At 66.2% G+C, this 14,092-nt stretch carries 15 protein-coding genes and 1 riboswitch; of the genes, 4 read left to right on the forward strand and 11 right to left on the reverse strand.

Annotation, left to right across the window (positions count from 1 at the left end; all coding sequences use genetic code 11):
- Positions 1 to 21: 21 nt before the first annotated feature.
- Positions 22 to 122: riboswitch (TPP riboswitch) on the reverse strand.
- A 200-nt stretch (positions 123 to 322) separates the two neighbouring features.
- A complete protein-coding gene (gene aroC / locus GU920_RS07865) occupies positions 323 to 1,423 on the forward strand; it encodes a chorismate synthase (protein WP_161766359.1) in 1,101 nt (366 codons plus the stop codon).
- Between the two features lie 9 nt (positions 1,424 to 1,432).
- Here aroC and GU920_RS07870 read toward each other — a convergent pair whose 3' ends face one another.
- The 3 genes from GU920_RS07870 to GU920_RS07880 form a co-directional block, all read right to left on the reverse strand.
- Positions 1,433 to 2,311 (reverse strand): DMT family transporter, encoded by an 879-nt coding sequence (locus GU920_RS07870; protein ID WP_161766360.1) that lies wholly within the window; start codon positions 2,309 to 2,311, stop codon positions 1,433 to 1,435.
- Positions 2,312 to 2,380: 69 nt separating this feature from the next.
- Positions 2,381 to 2,668: an HU family DNA-binding protein gene (locus GU920_RS07875; RefSeq protein WP_161766361.1), complete on the reverse strand. Its 288-nt coding sequence runs from the start codon at positions 2,666 to 2,668 to the stop codon at positions 2,381 to 2,383.
- 160 nt (positions 2,669 to 2,828) lie between these two features.
- Positions 2,829 to 4,307 carry an AMP nucleosidase gene (locus GU920_RS07880; RefSeq protein ID WP_161766362.1) on the reverse strand — a complete coding sequence of 493 codons (1,479 nt, stop codon included), beginning with the start codon at positions 4,305 to 4,307 and terminating at the stop codon, positions 2,829 to 2,831.
- 127 nt (positions 4,308 to 4,434) lie between these two features.
- Between GU920_RS07880 and GU920_RS07885 the strand changes: the two genes are divergently transcribed.
- From GU920_RS07885 to GU920_RS07895, 3 genes are all read left to right on the forward strand, one after another.
- Positions 4,435 to 5,274: an SDR family oxidoreductase gene (locus GU920_RS07885; RefSeq protein WP_161766363.1), complete on the forward strand. Its 840-nt coding sequence runs from the start codon at positions 4,435 to 4,437 to the stop codon at positions 5,272 to 5,274.
- A 235-nt stretch (positions 5,275 to 5,509) separates the two neighbouring features.
- The gene (locus tag GU920_RS07890) at positions 5,510 to 6,505 is read left to right on the forward strand and encodes a TerC family protein (protein ID WP_161766364.1); all 996 of its coding nucleotides are present in this window, start codon (positions 5,510 to 5,512) and stop codon (positions 6,503 to 6,505) included.
- A gap of 66 nt (positions 6,506 to 6,571) precedes the next feature.
- Positions 6,572 to 7,393 carry an ion transporter gene (locus GU920_RS07895; RefSeq protein WP_161766365.1) on the forward strand — a complete coding sequence of 274 codons (822 nt, stop codon included), beginning with the start codon at positions 6,572 to 6,574 and terminating at the stop codon, positions 7,391 to 7,393.
- Positions 7,394 to 7,433: 40 nt separating this feature from the next.
- Here the strand turns inward: GU920_RS07895 and GU920_RS07900 are convergent, their stop codons facing one another.
- The 8 genes from GU920_RS07900 to GU920_RS07935 all read right to left on the reverse strand — a co-directional run bounded on the left by GU920_RS07900 (position 7,434) and on the right by GU920_RS07935 (position 14,089).
- Positions 7,434 to 8,207 (reverse strand): hypothetical protein, encoded by a 774-nt coding sequence (locus GU920_RS07900; protein ID WP_161766366.1) that lies wholly within the window; start codon positions 8,205 to 8,207, stop codon positions 7,434 to 7,436.
- A gap of 73 nt (positions 8,208 to 8,280) precedes the next feature.
- The gene (dxs, locus tag GU920_RS07905) at positions 8,281 to 10,194 is read right to left on the reverse strand and encodes a 1-deoxy-D-xylulose-5-phosphate synthase (RefSeq protein WP_161766367.1); all 1,914 of its coding nucleotides are present in this window, start codon (positions 10,192 to 10,194) and stop codon (positions 8,281 to 8,283) included.
- 28 nt (positions 10,195 to 10,222) lie between these two features.
- Entirely contained in the window at positions 10,223 to 11,092 is an 870-nt protein-coding gene (locus tag GU920_RS07910) for a polyprenyl synthetase family protein (protein ID WP_161766368.1), read from the reverse strand.
- Positions 11,089 to 11,328 (reverse strand): exodeoxyribonuclease VII small subunit, encoded by a 240-nt coding sequence (locus tag GU920_RS07915; protein WP_161766369.1) that lies wholly within the window; start codon positions 11,326 to 11,328, stop codon positions 11,089 to 11,091. The genes GU920_RS07910 and GU920_RS07915 overlap by 4 nt, the downstream gene beginning before the upstream one ends.
- Positions 11,325 to 12,245 (reverse strand): histone deacetylase family protein, encoded by a 921-nt coding sequence (locus tag GU920_RS07920; protein ID WP_161766370.1) that lies wholly within the window; start codon positions 12,243 to 12,245, stop codon positions 11,325 to 11,327. The genes GU920_RS07915 and GU920_RS07920 overlap by 4 nt, the downstream gene beginning before the upstream one ends.
- Before the next feature lie 77 nt (positions 12,246 to 12,322).
- Entirely contained in the window at positions 12,323 to 12,817 is a 495-nt protein-coding gene (locus GU920_RS07925; RefSeq protein WP_161766371.1) for a hypothetical protein, read from the reverse strand.
- A gap of 73 nt (positions 12,818 to 12,890) precedes the next feature.
- Positions 12,891 to 13,592, reverse strand: a complete 702-nt coding sequence (locus tag GU920_RS07930) for a response regulator (protein ID WP_161766372.1) — start codon at positions 13,590 to 13,592, stop codon at positions 12,891 to 12,893.
- Positions 13,589 to 14,089, reverse strand: coding sequence for a MarR family winged helix-turn-helix transcriptional regulator (locus tag GU920_RS07935; protein WP_161766373.1), 501 nt, complete (start codon positions 14,087 to 14,089; stop codon positions 13,589 to 13,591). Before GU920_RS07935 ends, GU920_RS07930 begins: the two co-directional genes overlap by 4 nt.
- Between the last annotated feature and the right edge of the window lie 3 nt (positions 14,090 to 14,092).

Here is a 14,092-nt window from a genome sequence, read left to right on the forward strand (position 1 = left end):
CGACGGGACAGGTCGGGGATGGAGTGATCCATGCACCTTCCCTCCGCCGGTATGATCCGGTTCAGGTTCAACGGGTCCGCTTTCGCATCTCAGCCTGTCGCCAGGCACCCCGAGGTAGCCGCGAAGATAGGCGAGGGCCCGGCAGGCGCAAGCAGAAATCGGGGGGGGCAAACTGGCCCCCCCGAACCCCCCCTGCACCCTGCCTTCGAGCGCCGCGTCGGGCGGAGGCGGCGCCCCGGGTATTTTTGCCAAGGTGAAAGGGCTTTGCGCGCATCCCTTGATTGGCCTATGGACAGGGCCGAACCAGACGGAGCAGGCAGGCATGTCCTTCAACACCTTCGGCCACATCTTCCGCGTCACCACATGGGGCGAAAGCCACGGCCCGGCGCTGGGTTGCACGGTGGACGGGGTGCCGCCGGGCGTGGCGCTGCGCGAGGCCGACATCCAGCCCTGGATGGACAAGCGCAAGCCCGGGCAGAACAAGTTCACCACCCAGCGCAAGGAACCCGACGAGGTCCGCATCCTGTCAGGCGTGTTCGAAGGCGTGACCACCGGCACGCCCATACAGTTGATGATCGAAAACACCGATCAGCGGTCGAAGGATTACGGCGACATCGCCCAAGCCTTCCGCCCGGGCCATGCCGACATTACCTATCACCAGAAATACGGCCTGCGCGATTATCGCGGTGGCGGGCGGTCCAGCGCGCGCGAGACCGCCGCGCGGGTGGCAGCAGGGGCCGTGGCCCGCGCCGTGCTGGCGCGTCTGGTGCCGGGCCTGCGGATCACGGGCTATATGGTGCAGATGGGGGTGAAGGGGATCGACCGGGCGCGGCTCGATCTGGCCGAGGTGGAGAAGAACCCCTTCTGGTGCCCCGATCCCGTGGCCGCCGCCGACTGGGCGGCCTATCTGGATGACCTGCGCCTATCGCACAATTCGGTGGGCGCGGTGATCGAGGTGGTGGCCGAAGGCGTTCCCGCCGGTCTCGGCGCGCCGCTCTATGGCAAGCTCGACAGCGACCTCGCCTCGGCGATGATGTCGATCAACGCGGTGAAAGGCGTGGAGATCGGCGACGGCATGGCGGCGGCGGCGCTTACGGGCGTCGAGAATGCCGATGAAATCCGCATGGGTGATGCGGGCCCGGAATTCCTGTCGAACCATGCGGGCGGCATCCTTGGCGGCATCTCGACCGGGCAGCCGGTCGTCTGCCGTTTTGCGGTGAAACCCACCTCGTCGATCCTGACCCCGCGCCGCACCGTTAACGCGCGGGGCGAAGAGATCGACCTTGTCACCAAGGGCCGCCACGACCCCTGCGTCGGCATCCGCGCCGTCCCGGTGGGTGAGGCGATGATGGCCTGCGTGATCCTCGATCACCTGCTGCTGGACCGTGGGCAGACCGGCGGGGTGCGCGGCCGGATCGGCTAGGTGGATCTGCTAGGCGGGGCGGCGGCTCATCTGCACCGCCAGAATCCCGCCCGCCACCACCGCGACACCGATCCCGTCCAGCAGACCCATCCCTTCGCCCAAGAGCAGCGCCGCGATCAGCGTGCCGAAGAACGGGTTGAGGAAATGGAACGTCGCCGCCCGCGTCGCGCCGATCCGCCGCACCAGCACGAACCAGATCAGCGTCGCCGCCAGACCGGGGATGAACAGCTGATACAGGAAGGCCAGCGCCAGTTCCGGCGTCGGGTTCACGCGCCACGTCTCCAGCCCCGCCGACAGCACGGCCAGAACCGCCGCCCCTGCCAGCATCTGCAACCCCACCACCATCAAGAGCCCCGCCAACCCGCCCTCGCTGCCCGAGGCCGAACGCAGCGTCATCGTCGCCACGGCAAGCGCCAAGGCCCCCAGCACGCACAGCACCACACCCAGGGGATCGGCCCCACCGGTCAACCGCGTGCCCATGATCAGCGCCACGCCCGCAAATCCTGCCGCCAGCCCCGCCAGCCCCAGCGGTGGCAGCCGCTCCCCCCGCAAGACCCATGACAGCGCGGCCACCATCAGGGGCATCGACGCCGCGATGATCACCGCCAGCGATGCGTCCACCCATTGCAGGGCCACGAAGTTCAAACCCAGATAGGCCGCGTTCTGCATCACCCCGAAAATGGCGACCGAACGCCACTGCGCCGCACCCAGCCGAAACCGCGCCCCCATCGCCCAGGCGATCGCGATGGCCAGCAGCCCCGACAGCGCAAAACGCAACGCCAGCGCCGCCAGCGGCGGCGCATCCGCCACGATGATCCGTGCCGTGGCAAAGGCGGAAGACCACATCAGGCTGAAGATCAGCCCCATCCCAAGGGCGCGCAGGTCCATATGTCATCTTTCCAAAGAACAAGGGCCGCCCGTTTCGGGGCGGCCCATCATGCGGCGATCGGCCTGCAATCAGGCGTTGACGCTGTCCTTCAGCGCCTTGGCGATCGAGAACTTCACCTGCTTGTCGGCGGGCTTCGTCACAGTCTCGCCGGTGGCCGGGTTGCGGACCTGGCGTTCCGGGCGGGCGCGGCAGACGACCTTGCCCAGACCCGGCAGCGTGACGGCGCCGCCCGCGGCCACTTCGCGCGCCACGACAGAGGCGATCGCGTCCAGCGCGGCGCCCGCTGTCTTCTTGTCCGAACCCATCTGGTCGGCAAGGGCGGCAACAAGCTGGGTCTTGGTCATCGGTTTCGACATGTGTTGTTCCTTCGTTTACTGGTCCCGCAGTCAGGCGGGGATGTCCCTGTCCGAGAAGTGACTGTCGTCGCTAAAATCTGTTTTGCCGAACAAATCAAGCGCATTCTGTCCCCTTTTCCCCCTTTACCGGGAGAGACATGGCGGAAATATGCCGTGTCCGTCAGAGAAACGCCGTTTCATCAAAACTCCGCAGCTTGCGGCTGTGGATACGCTCGATAGGCATCGCGCGCAGCATCTCCATGGCCCGGACGCCGATCTGCAAATGCCGCGCAACCTGCGTCTTGTAGAACTCTGACGCCATGCCGGGCAGCTTCAGTTCGCCATGCAGCGGCTTGTCCGACACGCAGAGAAGCGTGCCGTAAGGCACACGGAAGCGGAAGCCGTTCGCCGCGATGGTCGCGCTTTCCATGTCCAGCGCGATCGCGCGGGATTGCGACAGGCGCTGCACCGGGCCGGACTGATCGCGCAACTCCCAGTTGCGGTTGTCGATGGTGGCCACCGTCCCTGTCCGCATGATGCGCTTCAGTTCATACCCTTCCAGTTGGGTCACTTCCTCGACCGCATCCTCCAGCGCGATCTGGATTTCCGCCAGCGCCGGGATCGGCACCCAGACCGGCAGGTCGTCGTCCAGAACGTGGTCCTCGCGCAGATAGGCATGGGCGAGGACGAAATCGCCAAGGCTCTGGCTGTTGCGCAGCCCCGCGCAATGCCCCACCATCAGCCAGGCATGGGGGCGCAGCACGGCGATGTGGTCGGTTGCCGTCTTGGCGTTGGATGGCCCCACCCCGATATTGACCAGCGTTATGCCCTGCCCATCGGCCCGCTTCAGGTGATAGGTCGGCATCTGTGGCATCTTCGCGGGGTGGTGCAGCGCCGCATCCGCCGTCTCGATCACCTGATTTCCCGGCCCGACAAAGGCCGTATAGCCCGAAGCAGGATCGCCCAGCACGGCCCTTGCATAGGCCTCGAACTCATCGACGTAGAACTGATAGTTCGTGAACAGCACATGGTTCTGGAAATGCGCCGCATCCGTGGCGGTGTAATGCACCAGCCGGGCCAGCGAATAATCCACCCGCTGCGCCGTGAACGGGGCAAGGGGGCGTGACCCGTCGGCATGCACCTGCCGGGTGCCGTTGACGATGTCATCATTGGTCGTGGCAAGGTCCGGCACATCGAACACGTCGCGCAGGGAGAACTCCAGCACGCCCTCCTGCGGGACGGAAACCTTTGGGTTGCCCGCCACCGCGAAATGCACCGGGATCGGCGTGTCGGACGCACCGATCAGCACCGGCTGGCCGTGGTGCCGCACCAGAAGCTCGATCTGCTGGATCAGATAGTTGCGAAACAGGTCCGGCCGCGTGACCGTGGTCGAATAGGTGCCCGGCTCGGCCACATGGCCAAAGGACAGGCGCGAATCCGTCTTCACATGGCTTGTCGTCGTCAGCCGGATCTCGGGGTAGAAGGCGCGGATGCGCGATGCGGGCCGGTGCCCGGTTACCGCGCGGGTGAAATGCTGCGACAGGAAGGTTGTCGCCGCGAAATACAACTCTTCCAGCCGGTCCACGGCGGCCACGGCATCCGTGAACGCCTCCGCCTCAGGGGTGTCCGGGCTCAGGATCAGGTGGGAATCGTCGGTCATGTCGTTGTTCTTGTTCATTCGGTGCTCGTAATTTGATCACGCATCTAATCCGAAACCGCCCTGTCTGCGCAAGTAAAGGCTTTGCAACAGCTTGCACCGCCGCCCGCGTCACGAAATAGTCGCCGCCATGAAAACGCTCCTCTCCATCGGCCACGGCTATTCCGCGCAGGCGCTGGCCCGCCTTCTCGTGCCGCAGGGCTGGCATGTGATCGGCACCACCCGCAGCGACGACCACGCCCGCGCCTTCGCCGCTGACGGGGTAGAGCCGCTGTTCCTGCCCGGCTCGCTTGAGCCGGCACTCGGGCGGGCGACCCACATCCTCACCTCGGTCGCCCCCGATGCCACGGGTGATCCGATCCTGCGCGATCATGCCGATGCCTTGCGCGCCGCGCGGCCGCTCTGGGTGGGCTACCTCTCCACCACCGCCGTCTACGGCGATCATCAGGGTGGCTGGGTGGATGAAGACACCCCCCTCACCCCGGCCACGCCGCGCGGTCAGGCCCGGGTTGCTGCGGAAACGGCATGGGCGCGGCTCGGCCTGCCCCTGCACATCTTCCGCCTTGCGGGCATCTATGGCCCCGGACGCGGCCCGTTCGAAAAGGTCCGCGACGGCACCGCCCGGCGCATCCTCAAACCCGGTCAGATCTTCAGCCGGATCCATGTCGATGACATCGCGCAGGTGGTGGCCGCCTCCATGCAGCGCCCCGATCCGGGCGCCGTCTACAACGTCTGCGACGATGATCCCGCCCCGCCGGAAGACGTGCTCGCCCATGCCGCCACGTTGCTGGGCCTGCCGCTGCCGCCTGCCATCCCCTATGACGAGGCCGACCTCACCCCCATGGCCCGCAGCTTCTATGCCGAAAGCAAGCGCGTCCGGAACGACCGGATCAAGCGCGATCTCGGCATCACCTTGCGCTACCCCACCTATCGCGACGGGCTCGCCGCCCTGCTGGACAGCGAAGCCTGACCAACGCGCCTCACGCCGGGTGCCGGGCGCCCAAATCACGCAGGCGTTACTTTTTCCGCCCGACGGGGTTGAAATGTGGCATCCCATGCCCACCTTCCCGCTGCGGGCCGGGCCCCTCTGACGCAGATCGCGCCATGTCGGACCGCATCGAGTGCGTCTCGATGTCATGCCCGGACCTGTGATCGGCGGACTTCCAGACGCGTTATGTTTGACATGTCAGGAAAGGCCCACGGGGATGGAATTCCTTTACCTTTTGTTTCTGGGCAAGCCGCTTTGGATGTGGCTGCTCTTCATCACGTTGGTCATTGCGCTGCTGGCCTTCGACCTCGGCGTTCTGCACAAGGACGGCGACCATGAGATCGGCGTCGCCGAAAGCCTGAAGCTGTCGGCGATGTATATCGCGCTGGGCCTGGGCTTCTCGGGCTTTGTCTATTGGCAGATGGGGTGGGAACCGACGGCCCATTACCTCACCGCCTTCGTTGTGGAAAAGACGCTGGCGATGGACAACGTCTTTGTCATCGCGCTGATTTTCACCTTCTTCGCCATTCCCCGCGCCTATCAGCACCGCGTGCTGTTCTGGGGTATCCTCGGCGTGATCGTGCTGCGCGGCATCATGATCGGGCTGGGCGCGACCATCGTCGCCTCCTACTCATGGGTGCTCTACATCTTTGCGGTGTTCCTGATCTTCACCGGGATCAAGATGATGTTCGTGGGCGACAATGAACACAACATCGCCGATAACCCGGTGCTGAAGTTCATCAAGCGCCGCTTCCGCGTGACCGAGGAACTGCACGGCAACAACTTCTTTGTCCAGAAGCCCGATGCCGGGGGCAAGATGGTGCGCTATGCCACGCCGCTCTTCATCGCGCTTATCCTGATCGAAATCGCCGATCTCGTCTTCGCGGTGGATTCGGTGCCTGCGGTCTTCACCATCACCACCGATCCCTACATTGTCTACACCTCGAACATCTTCGCCATCCTCGGCCTGCGCGCGCTCTACTTTGCGCTGGCCGCGATCCTGCATCGCTTCGCCTATCTGAAATATGCGCTGTCATTGCTCTTGGTGTTCATCGGTTCGAAGATCTTCATCGCCGACCTGATGGGTTGGGAAAAGTTCCCGCCCAGCTGGTCGCTCGGGATCACCTTCGCCATCCTGACGGCGGGTGTCGTCTTCTCGCTCTGGAAGACGAAGGGCGACGCCAAGCACGATCTGGCGAAACCGGCCGAGTGAGGCTACTCCAACAAACGCCCGGGCCGAAAGGCCCGGGCGTTTCGATTCCATCAAGACAGGCCCCCGATGACCGCCCTGCGTTCCCAAGTTGCCGCTTTCCTCGACCGCCCCGCCGTCACCCGCTTCATCCTTGCGGTGATCCTCTTCAACGCGGCTATCCTCGGGCTTGAAACCTCCAAAACCGCGATGGCCGCGGCGGGGGACACGATCCTGTTCCTCGACAGGCTCTGCCTTGCCATCTTCATCCTCGAACTTGCGCTAAAGCTTTTCGCCCTTGGCGGGCGCTTCTTCCGTTCGGGCTGGAACATCTTCGATCTCGCCGTCGTCGGCGTGGCCCTGCTGCCCGCCAGCGGCGGCCTGTCGGTGCTGCGGGCGCTGCGCGTGCTGCGGGTGCTCCGCGTCATCTCCATGGCGCCCAGCCTGCGTCGCGTGGTCGAAGGCTTCCTCCGCGCCCTGCCGGGGATGGGGTCGGTCCTTCTGCTGACGCTGATCCTCTTCTACGTCTCGGCCGTCATGGCGACCAAGCTGTTCGGGACAAGCTTCCCGGACCGCTTCGGCGATCTCGGCGCCACCGCGCTGACCCTGTTTCAGGTGATGACACTGGAAGGCTGGGCCGATGCCGTCGTCCGCCCGGTGATGGAGGTCTACCCCTACAGCTGGATCTTCTTCATCGGCTTCATCCTTGTGACGACCTTCGCCGTCATCAACCTGCTGGTCGGCCTTGTGGTGAACGCCATGCAAGAGGCGGCCGAGGCCGACAAACCCGACGATGCCGCGATGCGCCATGCCGAACTGCTGGCGCGCATCGCGGCGCTGGAGCAGCGCCTTGCCGATCGGCTGCAACCCGACGCGCAGATCAGCGATCCGGCACCGGGTCCCCGCGCCTAGTGGGGGCGGGGCGCCCCGCCCCACCCTCCGGGCGGCGCGATCACGGCACCAGCACCGACCACCCGCAACGAGAGGCAAGCTGTTCCACCGGGCTTGACGTCTCGACCGCCATCTCCGTCAGGATCTTCGCCGCCCGGCGGTTTCGCAAATGGCCGCGCCACAGGTGCAACCCGGATCGGCTGATCTTGGTCACGGCGGTCTGCAAAGGCAGCCTGTCCTGCCATTTGCGCTGCATGAACCTGTAGGCCGCGTCAAAATCACCATCCAGCGCCAGATGCGACTTGTCGTTGTGGATGCACGGCAGCGCCCCGGCATAGGCACCGCGTCCGGCCGCAAGCGCCGTCTGGACAATGTCGGTGCCGTACATGTGCCAACTGCGCAATTCCGGATCAAAGCGCACCCCGCTGTCGCGGCGCAGAACGATCAGCAGCTCGTCAAAAGCCTGCACCGGCACCGGGTCAAGCGGCACGCGCCCCACGATCGACCCAAGGGATGAAGACCAGACCGGTCCGTAAGACTGGCCATCCAGCCCGACGCCGAAACTGCCGAACACGGCCCAATCTTCTGGCAATTCCGCGATGCGCGCCCTCAGAAGATCGTCCCAACCCTGGGGCAGATAGACGTCATGATGGGCGAAGACGATGATCGGGGCGTCCGTCTCGTCGATGGCGGCATTATAGGCAAGCGCCGCCGAAGGCGCGTTCGTCTGCACGACCAAGGGCAGGGCGCCATCGCGCACGGCGGGCGATTTCCCCAGATTTTCGGCCAGCGTCTTCGGCGAATGGCTCGCACAGGCAAGGACGATGTCGCTCATGACCGGGCCACGCGCGGTTTGGCAAGGATCGTCAGGAACGGCTCTTCAACAATCAGGGTCAAGGACGGCCTCTTCATCTCCGCTTGGCCAACATGCCGATGCCCAAGGTTTCCAGAACCTTATCACCGATCTGCGCCGCATCCATCCCGGCCACCTGATACATCCGCTCCGGGCTTGCCTGATCTATGAACTCATCGGGCAGCACCATGCTGCGATATTTCAGCCCCTGGTCGAACACCCCCTCCTCGGCCAGAAGCTGTGCCACATGGCTGCCAAAGCCGCCCACTGCGCCTTCCTCGACCGTGATCAGGGCCTCATGGTGCCGCGCCGCGTTCAGGATCAGATCCCGGTCCAGCGGCTTGGCAAAGCGCGCATCAATGACCGTCGGCGCGATCCCGCGCTGGGCCAGCGCCTCGGCGGCCTTCACCACCTCGGCCAGCCGCGTGCCAAAGGACAGGATCGCCACGCGCCCGCCTTCGCGGATCACCCGGCCCCGCCCGATCTCCAAAGGCACACCGCGCGCGGGCATGTCGCAACCCACCCCTTCGCCACGCGGAAAGCGGAATGCGATGGGCCCGTCGTCATGGGCCACGGCCGTGGCCACCATATGCACCAGTTCCGCCTCATCCGCCGCCGCCATCACCACGAAGCCCGGCAGATTGGCAAGGAAAGCCACGTCGAAACTGCCCGCATGGGTCGCCCCATCCGCGCCCACCAGCCCCGCCCGGTCGATCGCAAAGCGCACGGGCAACCGCTGGATCGCCACGTCATGCACCACCTGATCATAGCCGCGCTGCAGGAAGGTGGAATACAGCGCACAGAACGGCTTCATCCCCCCCGCCGCCATCCCCGCGCTGAACGTCACCGCGTGCTGCTCGGCAATCCCCACGTCGAAACAGCGGCGCGGAAACCGTTCTGCAAACAGGTTCAACCCCGTGCCATCCGGCATCGCCGCCGTCACGGCCACGATCTTTTCGTCCCGCTCGGCCTCGGCGATCAGGCTCTGCGCGAACACCTTGGTATAGCTCGGCGCGTTCGACACCGCCTTCGCCTGCACGCCGGTCAGCACGTCGAACTTGCCCGTCGCATGGCCCCGGTCCCGCGCGGCCTCGGCCGGGGCATAGCCCTTGCCCTTCTTCGTCAGCACATGGATCAGCATCGGCCCCGTCGCCCGCGCCTTCACCGTGCGCAAGACCGCCAGCAACTGGTCCAGATCATGCCCGTCGATGGGGCCCAGATAGGAAAACCCCAACTCCTCGAACAGCGTGCCCCCCACGGCCATGCCTTTCAGCATCTCCTTGGCCCGCCGCGCCCCTTCCTGAAACGGCTCCGGCAACAGGCTCATCGCGCCCTTCGCCGCCGCCTTCAGATCCTGAAACGGCGCCTCGGCATAAAGCCGGGACAGATAGGATGACAGCGCCCCCACGGGTGGCGCGATGCTCATCTCATTGTCGTTCAGGATGACGAACAACCGCTTCTTCAGATGGCCTGCGTTGTTCATCGCCTCGAACGCCATGCCAGCGCTCATCGACCCGTCACCGATCACCGCGATCGCATCGCCCGCATCGCCGCCCAGATCGCGCGCCGCCGCAAAGCCCAGCGCCGCACTGATCGAGGTCGAAGAATGTGCCGCCCCGAACGGATCATAGGGCGACTCGCTGCGTTTGGTGAACCCCGACAGCCCGCCCTCCGTCCGCAGCGTGCGGATACGGTCGCGCCGCCCGGTCAGGATCTTGTGGGGGTAACACTGATGCCCCACATCCCAGATCAGCTTGTCGCGCGGCGTGTCGAACACGGCATGGATCGCCACCGTCAGTTCCACCACGCCCAGACCCGCGCCCAGATGCCCGCCTGTCACCGACACGGCGGAAATCGTCTCGGCGCGCACCTCATCGGCCAGTTGCCGCAACTCGCGGTCCGACAGGCCCTTCATATCGGTCGGCTGATGCACCCGGTCCAGCAGCGGGGTCTTGGGTCGGTCGGTCATACTGCCCTCCAGCGGGCCACGGGGCGCTTCACATCTCGCGGCTGATAACGAAGCGCGCGCAGGCAATCAAGTTTACCGCCCGCGCGCCATAAGGCGAAAGATGGCCCGCCGCCGCGTCGATCAAAGCCCCCGCGCGCGCTTTTGCCGCGTCCAGCCCCAGAAGCGATACGAACGTCGCCTTCCCCGCATCGGCATCCTTCTGCAACCGCTTGCCGGTCTTGGCCACGTCGCCTTCGACATCCAGCACATCGTCCCAGATCTGAAAGGCCAAGCCCAGCTTTTCGGCATAGGCGCGCAGGGGCGCAGGGTCCGCCCCGGCGATCACCGCCCCCGCTTCGGCCGACCAGCGGATCAGCGCCCCGGTCTTGCCCGCCTGCAACGCGGTGATGTCCTCCAGCGTCAGCGGCGCCACCGCCGTCTCGGCGGCAATGTCCAACGCCTGGCCCAGCACCATCCCTTCGGCCCCGCTCGCACGCGCCAGCCCGGACACCAGCGCGATGCGCACATCCCCCGATCCCAGCGCCGGATCGGCCAGCAACTCAAAGGCCAGCGTCTGCAACGCATCCCCCGCCAGCACCGCCGTCGCCTCATCCCATTTCACATGGACGGTGGGTTGGCCACGCCGCAGATCATCGTCATCCATGCAGGGCAGGTCATCATGGACCAGCGAATAGGCATGCAGGGCTTCCACCGCTGCCGCCGCACTGATGGCCTGCGCATCCGGCAGCCCATGCATCCGCGCGCCCTCCAGCACCAGAAAACCGCGCAGCCGCTTGCCCCCGCGCAGCGCATAGCGCATCGCCTGCACCACGGGCACCTCGGCCCGGCCCTCCAACGCGGCCATCAGCCGCGCCTCGATGGCCGCGGCATCCCGGGCCAGAACCTCCGAAAAGCTCACATCCCCTCCGCCGGGGTCGTGCCGACAACGCGGCCCTCCTGCGCGCGGATCAGTTCCACCTTCTCTTCCGCCGCCTTCAGCTTGGCCGCGCAATGCGCCTTCAGCGCCGCGCCGCGCTCATATAGGGCGATGCTCTCCTCCAGCGCCACCTCGCCGCGTTCCAGCTGGTTCACCACCTGCTCCAGCGCGGCCATCGCCTCTTCGAAACTCATCTCGGATACGGCTTTCCCGGTCATCTGCTCCGCTCCTCAAGCACGCCCACATGCGCGGCGACCGACGCCGCCAACGCTTCCAGATCATATCCGCCTTCCAGTGTCGAGACGACCCTCCCCCCCGCATGTCGCGCGGCCAAATCGCACAGCCGCCCCGTCAGCCAGGCATAATCCTCCGCCTGCCACTCCAGATTGGCCAGGGGATCGGCGGCATGGGCATCGAACCCGGCCGAGATCAACAGAAACTCCGGCGCGAAATCCTCCAGCGCGGGCAGGATCACCCCCTCATAGGCCGCCCGCATCGCCGCCCCGCCCGTCCCCGCCCGCAAAGGCACATTCACGATCTGCCCCTGCGCCCCCCGCTCCTGCGGGCTGCCGGTGCCGGGATAAAGCGGCATCTCATGGGTCGAGGCGAACATCACCCGCCCCTCCTCCCACAGCAGATCCTGCGTGCCATTGCCGTGATGCACATCGAAATCCACCACCGCCACGCGGGCCAGCCCGTGATGGTCCAGCAACCGCTTCGCCGCAATCGCCACGGTGCCGAACAGGCAAAACCCCATCGCCGTCGCTGTCTCCGCATGATGCCCCGGTGGCCGCCCGGCGACAAAGGCCGCCCGTGCCTCCCCCGCCATCACCGCATCCACCGCCGCGCAGATGCCGCCCACGGCGCGCAGCGCGGCATCCAGCGACCCGGGCGACAGGATCGTGTCGCCGTCCAGCGCCACGAACCCCGCCTCAGGCACCGCCCGCCGCACCTTCGCCAGATAAGCTGCCGGGTGACAGCGCAGCACCTCCGCCTCCGCCCCCAGCGGGCAATCGCGGCGCACGACGTCCAGCCCCGCCAGCCCCCGCTCCACCGCCGCCAGACGCTCCACCCGCTCCGGGTGGCCCGGCGGGGTCACATGGCGCGCGCAATCCTGATGTGTGTAGACCAGCACCCTCTCCGCCTCTCGCTTTGCTCAGGTCAGGGCGAAGGGGGGTCCGGGGGGGACGCATGTCCCCCCCGGCCTTCGCCTCAGCCCTGCTCGTCCTGGCACTCCAGCACCGCCGCCAGCCCGGCCATCGTCCCTGTCAGGTCGATGGCCATGACCTCGGCCCCGTCGTGATACATCGTCATCGTCTGCCGCTCGGCGATCGACATGAAGAAATCCACATTGTCGAACACCACATCCGCCCCGGGCACGCCGTCCAGATACATGCCCCGCGCCTCGCCCTCGAACGCCTCGCCGTCCAGATCGAAACGGATCGGGTACAGCTTGCCCTCCTCGATATCGCCCCAGGCTTCGTTGAAGGCTGTCACATAGCCCGTGCCCTTGGTCGCATCCAACCCGATCCGCACCACCGACCCGTCCTCGAACGCGCTCTGGATCAGGCAGCCATTGCCCAGCGTGGGATCAATCATCACGTCCCAGTAATCCGACGCCCCCCACGGCATAAGGCTCTGCGCCCCCGCCGTTCCCGCCGCACCCAGCACCAGCAGCGCCGCCACCGCGATCCTTCCGTGAAACATGCCAACCTCCTAAGAACACCACACCGCCGCAGTCCTATCAGCCCCGCCCGGTTCTGCGACAGGGAAATCGTCCTCAGTCCGGTTGCAGAAGATACCCCTCGCCGCGCACCGTCTGCAGATAGCGCGGCACCTTCGGGTCATCCTCGATCTTGCGCCGCAGCCGCGTGATCTGCACATCCACCGCCCGCTCCTGCGCGCCGCCCTCGTCGCGCCCCAGATCGCCGGCCAGCTTCTCGCGGCTGATCGCCTGCCCCGGCTGGGCCGCGAACATCCGCATCAGCGCCGCTTCCGTCGCCGTCAGCCGCACGGGATCGGCCCCCCGCCACAACTCGCCCCGGTCCATGTCATAGCGCACCGCGCCCAGATGCAGCACCTTGGGGGCAGGGGGGGCCACCTGCACCTGCGGCACCCGCCGCAGGATCGCGTTGATCCGCAACAGCAGTTCCTTCGGCTCAAAGGGCTTGACCAGATAATCATCCGCCCCCGCCTCCAGCCCCTCGATGCGGTTCGCCGTCTCGCCCCGCGCCGTCAGCAGCAGGATCGGCACCGCCATCCGCCCCCGCAACTCGCGCGTCAGAAGGATGCCGTCCTCGCCGGGCATCATCACATCCAGCACGATCATGTCGAACTCCAGCCCCGCCAGCAGCCGCCGCGCCTGCGCTGCGTCGCGTGCCACCGTGACCAGATAGCCGTTGCGCATCAGGAACTTCTGCAAAAGGCCCCGGATGCGTTCGTCGTCATCGACGACCAGAAGATGTGGCTGCGGTTCGTTCATTTCTCCCCCTCGCGCAGCGATTGATACTGCCGCCGCATCTCCGGGTCCATCATCGCCTCAAGCACGGTGCGAAATCCCTGCACCGCGGCCGGTCCCGCCGCCCGATAGGCCGCCCGCATCCGGGCGCGCTGGGCATCCGACAACTGCCGCTCCAGCTCTTGCCCCTTGGCCGTCAGATGCAGGTTGCGCTCGCGCTTGTCGTCCTTGCCCACGCGCGCCTCCACCAGACCATCGTCGATCAGCGTCCGCAGCACGCGGTTCAGGCTCTGCTTCGTCACCCCCAGAATCCCCAGCAGGTTGGAAACCGTGGTCCCGGGCGAACGGTGGATGAAATGGATCGCCCGGTGATGGGCGCGCCCGTAATCCATCCCTTCCAGAATACGGTCCGGGTCCGCGGTGAACCCGCGATAGGCAAAGAACATCGCCTCGATTCCCTTGCGCAACTGCTCGTCGGTCAGAAACAGCAGGCTTTCCCCGCCGGTATTGCCTTCGGCCATGCT

It is taken from the genome of Paragemmobacter ruber, assembly GCF_009908315.1.
Taxonomy (GTDB): Bacteria; Pseudomonadota; Alphaproteobacteria; order Rhodobacterales; family Rhodobacteraceae; genus Paragemmobacter; species Paragemmobacter ruber.

Bases quoted from the DNA above. Each gene is read 5' to 3' on its own strand.
- GU920_RS07885 (WP_161766363.1), top strand. From the start codon at position 4,435: ATGAAAACGCTCCTCTCCATCGGCCACGGCTATTCCGCGCAGGCGCTG.
- GU920_RS07870 (WP_161766360.1), bottom strand. From the start codon at position 2,311: ATGGACCTGCGCGCCCTTGGGATGGGGCTGATCTTCAGCCTGATGTGG.
- GU920_RS07935 (WP_161766373.1), bottom strand. From the start codon at position 14,089: ATGGCCGAAGGCAATACCGGCGGGGAAAGCCTGCTGTTTCTGACCGAC.
- GU920_RS07925 (WP_161766371.1), bottom strand. From the start codon at position 12,817: ATGTTTCACGGAAGGATCGCGGTGGCGGCGCTGCTGGTGCTGGGTGCG.
- GU920_RS07880 (WP_161766362.1), bottom strand. From the start codon at position 4,307: ATGACCGACGATTCCCACCTGATCCTGAGCCCGGACACCCCTGAGGCG.
- GU920_RS07915 (WP_161766369.1), bottom strand. From the start codon at position 11,328: ATGACCGGGAAAGCCGTATCCGAGATGAGTTTCGAAGAGGCGATGGCC.
- dxs (WP_161766367.1), bottom strand. From the start codon at position 10,194: ATGACCGACCGACCCAAGACCCCGCTGCTGGACCGGGTGCATCAGCCG.
- GU920_RS07890 (WP_161766364.1), top strand. From the start codon at position 5,510: ATGGAATTCCTTTACCTTTTGTTTCTGGGCAAGCCGCTTTGGATGTGG.
- GU920_RS07895 (WP_161766365.1), top strand. From the start codon at position 6,572: ATGACCGCCCTGCGTTCCCAAGTTGCCGCTTTCCTCGACCGCCCCGCC.
- GU920_RS07875 (WP_161766361.1), bottom strand. From the start codon at position 2,668: ATGTCGAAACCGATGACCAAGACCCAGCTTGTTGCCGCCCTTGCCGAC.
- GU920_RS07930 (WP_161766372.1), bottom strand. From the start codon at position 13,592: ATGAACGAACCGCAGCCACATCTTCTGGTCGTCGATGACGACGAACGC.
- aroC (WP_161766359.1), top strand. From the start codon at position 323: ATGTCCTTCAACACCTTCGGCCACATCTTCCGCGTCACCACATGGGGC.
- GU920_RS07900 (WP_161766366.1), bottom strand. From the start codon at position 8,207: ATGAGCGACATCGTCCTTGCCTGTGCGAGCCATTCGCCGAAGACGCTG.